Origin of the sequence: Geobacillus sp. BK01 (assembly GCF_052220245.1) — a bacterium.
In the GTDB taxonomy this organism is placed as follows: domain Bacteria; phylum Bacillota; class Bacilli; order Bacillales; family Anoxybacillaceae; genus Geobacillus.
This window is the reverse complement of sequence record NZ_JBQPTH010000008.1, coordinates 115,151-123,586: the sequence shown is the minus strand read 5'-3', so window position 1 is coordinate 123,586 and position 8,436 is coordinate 115,151. Positions and strand designations below refer to the sequence as shown.

General features: G+C 45.1%; 6 protein-coding genes. 2 read left to right on the top strand and 4 right to left on the bottom strand.

The genetic code is table 11. The annotated features are described in order from the left end of the window. A partial coding sequence (locus tag ACTVDO_RS10775; RefSeq protein WP_442901492.1) for a DNRLRE domain-containing protein occupies positions 1–4,423 on the bottom strand: 4,423 nt, incomplete at its 3' end. Positions 4,424–4,712: 289 nt separating this feature from the next. Between ACTVDO_RS10775 and ACTVDO_RS10770 the strand changes: the two genes are divergently transcribed. Then, the gene (locus ACTVDO_RS10770; protein WP_014196704.1) at positions 4,713–5,060 is read left to right on the top strand and encodes a hypothetical protein; all 348 of its coding nucleotides are present in this window, start codon (positions 4,713–4,715) and stop codon (positions 5,058–5,060) included. 139 nt (positions 5,061–5,199) lie between these two features. On the opposite strand, the gene ACTVDO_RS10765 is transcribed toward ACTVDO_RS10770, so the two are convergent. From ACTVDO_RS10765 to ACTVDO_RS10755, 3 genes are all read right to left on the bottom strand, one after another. Beyond that, complete coding sequence (locus tag ACTVDO_RS10765) at positions 5,200–5,649, bottom strand: staygreen family protein (RefSeq protein WP_025039239.1); 450 nt, start codon at positions 5,647–5,649, stop codon at positions 5,200–5,202. Between the two features lie 125 nt (positions 5,650–5,774). Then, a complete protein-coding gene (locus ACTVDO_RS10760) occupies positions 5,775–6,194 on the bottom strand; it encodes a DUF6114 domain-containing protein (protein ID WP_442901491.1) in 420 nt (139 codons plus the stop codon). A gap of 30 nt (positions 6,195–6,224) precedes the next feature. Then, complete coding sequence (locus ACTVDO_RS10755) at positions 6,225–6,815, bottom strand: DUF6230 family protein (RefSeq protein WP_442901490.1); 591 nt, start codon at positions 6,813–6,815, stop codon at positions 6,225–6,227. Between the two features lie 558 nt (positions 6,816–7,373). On the opposite strand from ACTVDO_RS10755, the gene ACTVDO_RS10750 reads away from it, so the two are divergent. Then, positions 7,374–8,375 carry a TAXI family TRAP transporter solute-binding subunit gene (locus ACTVDO_RS10750; RefSeq protein ID WP_442901489.1) on the top strand — a complete coding sequence of 334 codons (1,002 nt, stop codon included), beginning with the start codon at positions 7,374–7,376 and terminating at the stop codon, positions 8,373–8,375. Positions 8,376–8,436: the final 61 nt, after the last annotated feature.

Here is an 8,436-nt window from a genome sequence, read left to right as displayed (position 1 = left end):
TGCCATTGGCATCATAGCTGTAGTTGAAGTAATTTAAGACATTGCCGTTCGCGCCAAAGTTTTTAATCGATTTTAACTGGTTGGCATCATTATACTCGTAGGCGGTATAGGTGCCATTCGCATGGATGATGGATGAAATATTCCCTCGCTCATCGTACGTAAATCTCGCAAGGTTGGCGCTGTTTCTGGACAACACGACTAGCTGATCCAACGGGTTGTAGCTGTATCCGATGGTGTCGGTTGTTGTACCCACTGTGATGGAGGTGGACATCACGTTTCCGTTATTGTCGTAGCCATAGGCAATGGAATTAGATGCCCCTTTACTGATTCGTGTTGGACGATTATTCTTATCATACGTGTACGTGATCGTATTTCCACTACCATCCGTGACCGATGTCACGTTGCCATTGGCATCGTAATTCAACGTCCATTTCGTCAAGCCATTGTAAGCAATCGAAACAAGGCGGTTCAGCGCGTTGTAGCTATAGGATACCTTATCGCCATTGGCGTAGGTAACCTTTGTGAGATTACCGTTTTTATCATAGGCAAAGGACGTCGTTTGATTTAACGGGTTCGTGAAACCAGAAACCTGATTCAACTCATTATACGTATAGTTGGTTATATAATTCTTTGCATTCTTAACCGATGTACGATTTCCTACACCGTCATAACCATACGTCGTCACATTGCCGTTTGGATCCGTGACTTTTGTCAATTGGTTATTGGCATTATATTCATAAGAAGTCGTTTTTCCCTTTCCATCCGTTACACTTGTCTGATTTCCTACGGCATCATAACCGAAAGAAACCGTATCTCCTGCCGGATCTTTGATTTGGGTTACATAGTTTTTCTTCGCATCATACGTGTAAGAAGTATGGGAAGCTCCCACTTCTAAGCGCATCGCATCAAACCATGCGGTTCCGGTTTGATTAAAATAGTAGTAATACACTTCAATGTAATCAAACGCTTGTTTCGGCTTGACTTCCGCTGTCACATGCTGCCAGTCGGTCTTCGCCTTATCAAAGTCGTTTGCATAACCCCAATCGGTTGTACCATTCGTATAGTGGATTGCTACTTGCAAGCTATAGTAACCGCCGTTTGGATTGGCTCCTTCTTGTTTGGACCATCCAGACAACGTAAGTTTAGTGTTGCTGTCGCCAGAAATATTAATCCGTTGTTTAATATGCTTATTTTTCCCAGACTCTCCTGTGATTTTTAATGACTTGCTTCCAACATATATATTCGCAACTGTTGTATCTAGTCCATCATTTGTTGATAAATTGCCGCTTGTCGTCCAATTGTCAGGAATTCCATCACTATTCATATCTCGCTCGAAGCTGGAATTATCAACAAGATTATAGGCGCTGACAACCGTTCCTTTCTCTAATTGGATCCCGTCAAAATAAGCAGTTCCCGAACCGGCATTTAAGCCAACCGATACCCGAATAGATTTGGTGCCAGTTGGTGCGTTATCCGCGACGACATGAAGCCGAGTCCAATCGTTCGTTCCTGCCAACCCATAAGAAATTTTTTGATTTAACCAGTTTCCTTGCGCATCAAAATATTCAACTTTAATAAGAGCTCTGGCAGACATGGACGATGTTTTTACATAACCGCTTGCCACATAAACTCCACCATCATACGGCTGCTTATCAGAACTGACAATCGCCCATCCGGTCGAATTCGAAATGCTGATCGCTTTATTCCCAAATTTGCTTGTTGTCGTCCAACTGAATGTAGCGATTTTCCCTGATTCTACGGCCTTTGTCCAGTTGTCTGGCCAATTATCCGCATTATGATCGAATTCGAAGCTAGAGTTACTTACCAAGTTATCAGCTGTAGACATTGGATACGTCGAATACTGCAAATTTCCCAGATTATCGTATCGCTGTGAAACTGATTGTGTATAAGGATCGATCGCTTCGGTTTGATTGTTATTTTGATCATAATCAAATGTGCTGACGTTGCTGTTGAAATCCTGCTCTTTGATAAGATTATTTTGCAAATCATACGTATATTGTGCCGACTGATTTTCTGGCAATTGAACGCTGACAATATTTCCTTTTTCGTCATATTGATAAATGAACGCTGCGGTTCCATTCGCCTTATTTTCATTTGGTTCCACTACTCGGGTTAAATTATTGTTATTATCATAATCGAATGTTGTCACAGCCTTGTTTTGAGCATCTAAAGGATTTTCTGTGATTTGAATAATATTGCCGTTAGCGTTGTACGTATAATCTACCCGTCTCCCTTCGCCATCTGTGACCGACGTAACACCATTGGTTTTGTCATATGAATAATTTGTGGTACTATTTGTAAGTGCGCCGTTAATCGTAATAGGGCGTTCAATGCTTGTTACGCGGTCGAGTGTATCATAACCAATTGTCGTCGTAATATTTCGGGCATTTTTAATACTTGTTAGATTATGATCCGAATCATACGTAAAAATGGTCGCGTTTCCTTGAGCATCCGTAACTTTCGTTAGGTTGCCGGAAGCATCATACTCATAAGAGATGGTTCTGTTTGCTGGGTCGGTGATACTCGATACATATCCGTTTGTTCCATAGGCAATCGTCGTCGTTCTTGCTGATGCATCTGTAATTGAAGCTAATTTTCCGTTTGCATTATAATTCAATGTAGTCGTGTTCCCATTTGTATCGACCATGCGAGAAAGTTTGCCATTTGTATTGAAATAAAGTTTCGTACCATCGGTTTTGGTTATTGTATAAGTGCCGTCCCCATTTTTGATTAGATCGAGATAGACACCACCAGCAGCTTCGTATCCCCCGCCAACTTTTTCACCAAAAATATGACGAGTATTATCTCCATCAACAAACGTAACTGGTCCACTGCCTGCATCCCAAATATTCATTTCGAGATTAGACATCCATCCATAACCAAACATCCCATTCGATCCGGACTTTCGGCTATTGTATGTTCTCGTAAATTCAACATCTTCGCCTAGACCAGAAATAGCAAGATCCGTTGTTTGTAAAACAAGGTTTCCGTTTGCTGGATTCACCCCATCTTTAGTGGTCGTCCAGAAAGATTCTTGGCCGATTGGCTCTACCCAATAATTAATCGTAATGCGCGGCGTATTAACACTATTGTTTACCGTATTAAATGTGCGATATGGAGAAGACGATTCGTTCTGCTGTTTCAGCATCAAGCCGTAGTTCGGCTGAATACCATTGTACCAGTCCTTGACCAACTGAGTGATATCCCAGCTCCAGTACGTATTGGCCGTATTGTTTGTTGTCGTTGATTCTTTTGTGCTTCGAATAGAAGGCTGATTATTCCAGGTAACAGAAGAAGACCAATTGCTTGTAATTCGATGTAAATCAATGGATACTTGTTGACCATCGGCATTTGTTTGATAGGCATTAAATGTAGCGCTGGAAATGACACTATCACTTGGAAGACTCGGAAGGTAAAATCTCACTAAAGCACGAGTCGTTCCGAAATAACTGTTGTAACCTGTATGCATGTATGTGTTGCTCGAATAGACAGAATCAGGAAAATTATAGGCAATAAAATTATCCCGCAAAACATCCCATTCATTGATCGTAGGGTCAATCGTTACCGGATATATGGTGTCTGGATCTTGTAAAAAGCTCTCATCTACTATCACATCAATATAAGTTTTGCCGCTATTTTGACGTAAATGAAAGGCAACTTGATCAGAATACTTGTGGTTCGCATCGAACATATATGGCTTTTCTAAGTACCACTTAGGGTTCCCTTTTGAGTCTTCAAAGACGATCGTTCCGTCTTTTTTAGCAACAGCCTTTACCCCTTTTAGTTTCATCTCAAAAGTAAAAGCATTGCTGGAAGGTTTATTGTTAAGAATAATATCCTCTTTGACCACATTGCCTTGAAGGCGATATCGCACATCGGTTTGTTCAAATAACCCTTTATAAATGATTTCATTATTTTTCGCAACACCTTGCACATTTTTCGCATTTATTGGGATAAACGAAAGGATTCTATCATTTTCTTTGATCGAAACAAGTTCAGGTTGACTCGATTGTTTTGCGAATGTTACTTTGAAGGCGTTAGCCGTATTCTCAAACATATCGGCCCCGTTGGGTTTTAGATCGTTATTAATTTTTTTCCATTTCTTATCAAGAGGATCTTGATAAAATTGGGGTTGCAGGTATATCTCTTCAGTAAAGCTTCCATCCGGATTCAAGTATCTTGTCGAATACTTTGTCCGTCTGCTCTCGAGCTCTAATTTTGATTTTGGCCGTTTCGTGGGAAGATCACCAATGTTAGCTTCAATATTTCGGCTTTTTTGCACTACGCGTTCCGATTTCCCAAGAGCAGCTTGTGCAAATGGGGGGACGACAATACTAAAAATTAAACAACATGAGAGAATCATAGCCACATAGCGATAGTTAAATATCGACTTTCCTTCCACCTTATTCCCTTCCTCTCAGGATATGTTGATCATCCGGATGTCAATAAGATTATAGCAACGAAATACAAAGATACGTAATGATCCAAATAATGTAAATTATCAATCGTTTAAGATGACTATAAAAACCCGCCCGCACTCTCATTCGTTTGCTATTGCCAAAAGTTTATCCATCACGATTTTTCTCTGAGTTTTAACGTCTGGAAAAAAGCTTGTCACCTCTGTTTTTCGGCCATCATGAAATAACTACATACTCAACAGCCCAAACATTGTGATGAACAAGGGGGAAGAGATGATGAGAATATCTGATTTTCTTAAAAGATATCATTTGCATGGGAGTTTAATTAATAAGGTAGAATATGATTCGACCACCAAAAGAGTATCTCTTGAAACTGAGTTATGCAAATGGCAACAATTCGATTATGACGAAACGAAAGATCCGGAAATGATTGAAGGATTCAATGTTTTTGAAGATGTAACATATTTTGAAACAGATTGCGTTAAAGACTTTGATGCTGATGAAATATTGGAAGTGGTGCTTATTTCCGCCACTTCATCGCTTGAAAAAGTTAAAATAGTCACCGACGGGGGGAACATCATCATGATTGAGGCGGGGAATGTAGAGTGGCACTCACTTTGAGTGCAATGCTTAAGGGTAATTCTTACAATGCGCGCAATACCGTTGGCCCGATATTTTAAGGTGTTGAGAAACAGGAAGAGGTTTGTTTGTCGACTGCTCAAAAACGCGGCGATGCATAGCCCCGTCACCGAAGCGGTTGTCAGCGATACAAATACGGAGTGCCATAATATTCCGTCCGGTTGAGCTCCGGGTATTCGGAAGTGAAATGAATGAAAATCGGGCACCAATCACAAAACGGGTACGTGCGAAAAAAATCGCGGTCGCCATAGCGAATAGCTTCGAGCGCCAACGGCAATTCTTTCTTGAATACGTTCGCTCGGCGCGCATTTTCTTGCCGGCCCATTTGCCGGTTGCCAACGAATACATAGAGAAACAATACTAGCTGTTGCCCGGCTTGTTTCCATTCACCGAGCACTTCATCGCGTTGAGAAGTGAGCTGATCAGTGACAAATGCGCGGGAGACAGTGAGGAATAAGGTGCCAGTCGTGTCCGAGTGGGTTAAGGTGTACAGACGGCCGTTCACTGGTGACAGCTGGGTGATTCCAGCGGTCTGGGTGACGTGCAGTCGCTCGGGAGAGAGGTATTTCATGGCGGTCCTCCTTCTTCTGTGGAAAGTGGTCGATCTCATTCATCTATATGTGCCTTTATTGGCGGCGATGACAAAACAAAACCGAACGGGACGGCCGATCCGCGTTCGGTTTTGCTTCATGGCTTTCAGTGGGTGACGTTGGTGGCCTCCTTGTCCGCAGCCGCTTCGCTATGCGCCAGCGGGGCGGCGGAGTCGGCCCATTGCGGCCGCCAGGCGATGCAAAGCGCCCCGCCGATGATGCCGAGAATGGTGCCGACTAAGAAGCCGCCCAAGGCGCCCATAATCGATAAAATCGCGCTGAACATGCCGATGATGCCGAATAAGGTGGCCAGCCGCGGCATTGCATACGACAAGATGGCCATCAACAATACCATCCCGCCGAAGAAAAAGCCGACGAAGACGGTGCTGCCAGGGACGAGCGAAATTTCATATAAGTGCGCTGGAATCCACAAAATGATCAAGCCCGACAGCAACAGCAGCGTCGCCCCCCAAAACGGCCGCCGTCTGCGCCAGCGCTGAAGCGCCTGCCAACGGGAACGGATCATCTCCATCATTCCTTACTTAAGGTAGCATCGCTATTTCAGCGGTTCGAAATATACTTTCATGCCCGGAAGCGATACGGCTTGCTGGAACAAATAGACGGTTTTCAAGTCGCCGTTTTCAATATGAATCGTATTGGCGTTTTGGGTGAACTCAGCCGCTGCTTTTTGCACATCTCCCTCAACGTCGCCGATATAGTTTTCTTTCATTGTCAGGCTGCCGAAGGAGATGTTGCCGTTAATTTGCGTTGCTTTTTGGACGAGGCCGTCAATCGATACAGTCCCCCCAGCCTCGATGACAACGCGGAGGTTCAGCGCCTCGAAATCTTTCGAAATTTTGAGTCCTTGGATGGTTGCTTTGTTAATCTCGTTGACAAACACGGGCGTTTGTTTGGCTTTTCCGGATTCCGCCATCCCGCCGTACATTTTAAAACCGTTGCCCTCGAGCGTTTTGAACTGGACGGTGAACTCCCCGACGCCGCCAAGCGGCACGGCGTAGGCGACGCCCGTCAGCCCGAAGATCGACAGCAAGGCGCCCAACAGCAGGAACCCCCCTAACAGCGCGGCGAGCAGCGGCTTTTTCGCCGTGCGCCCCCCAATGATGACCGGTTTTGTCGCCATTTCCATGGCTTTTCTCCTCCCCCTTTTTGAATAGTAGGCGCTGTAAGCGCTTTAATATGTTTAAATTTTATGACAATTTGTCTTCCCATTGAAGTCCGACGATTGTCGGATTTTTGCCGTTCGTGCCCGGCTGCGGGGCCGAAGGAAGGGGGGAAAAACGCCATCAGCAGCCGGCTCGTTGCGGCGGTAGTGTAGGGGAGTTTGCGGCTTTATGGGTTTAGAAAAAATAGAGGATTCACATCGTGAGTGGAACAATGGCTCTATTTATCGCCTGAGGCTGCTGAATTTGTCAACCAGACCTTTTGGCAGGCGGATCGTTCGTACGGCCAGGTTCCCGCAGGACGATGGAGGCAGCAGCAATAACTCGGCCGTGGCCGCCCGGTAATGTTGTATCGATGAGGCCGCTTGAAAGAGAAGGGATCGCAATCCCACGCTTTTCAAAGCAGAAGTTGGGGAAGGTAAATGTTGGATGCAGGGGTGATTGGAATTGTTTCATAGTTGTGAAAGTATTTTTAATACAATATAATCAAAAGGGAAAGAAAAATAGAAAAGGGGATGATGACAATGAAGAAACGAAAGCGGTTCATGCGTCTGATGGCCGTTCTTTCTATGTCGCTGCTGCTTGGAGCCTGCGGCAACGGCAACGGCGGCGGAGGGGCGGAACAGGAAGGAGCCGGTGAACAGCAAGGCGGCGACGTGAAATTCCTCAGCATTGCCACCGGCGGAACGGGTGGAACGTACTATCCGCTTGGCGGTGCGTTTGCGGATATTATTAAAGATGAGACCGGCATTGACGCCAATGCGATTACGTCTGGTGCATCGGCGGAAAACATGGCCATTTTGAACGCCGGTGACGCGGAAATCGCGTTCGCCCAAACCGATATTGCGACATATGCGACCGAAGGAAAGCTCATGTTTAAAGAGAAAATTGAAAGCGTTAAAGGGATTGCGACCCTTTACCCGGAAACGATCCAAATCGTCACGACGAAAAAATCCGGTATTCAGTCAGTGGAAGATTTAAAAGGGAAAGTCGTTTCCGTTGGGGAAGCCGGTTCGGGAACGCGGGCGAACGCTGAGCAAATTTTGGAAGTCCACGGAATGACGTTTGACGATATTAAGGTGCGCAACTTGTCGTTTGATGATTCCGTCTCCGGCATCCAAGACGGAACGATCGACGCCGCCTTTATTACGGCCGGAACGCCAACCGGGGCGGTAGAAGGGCTGTCGGCGACCGAAGATGTCGTCATTGTGCCGATTGCGGAAGATAAAATCAATGCTTTAATTGAAAAATATCCGTACTATGCGAAAGACGAAGTGCCAAAAGGAACGTATAAGCTTGCTGAAACGGTTCCGACGGTCGCTGTGCGCGCGATGTTAGTCGCCCGGGCGGATCTGCCGGAGGATGCAGTCTACAACATTACGAAGGCGATTTTTGAAAACTTGGATAAAGTGAAACATGCCAAAGCCCAGCAAATCAAACTCGAACATGCGCTCGATGGCATGTCGATTGAGCTTCACCCGGGCGCGAAAAAATATTTTGATGAAAAAGGAGTTAAAGCGGAATAACGGGATAGGGGAAGGACTGGCTTGAATGAGGATGCCAGCCCTTCCTTATTTCCACCGGCCG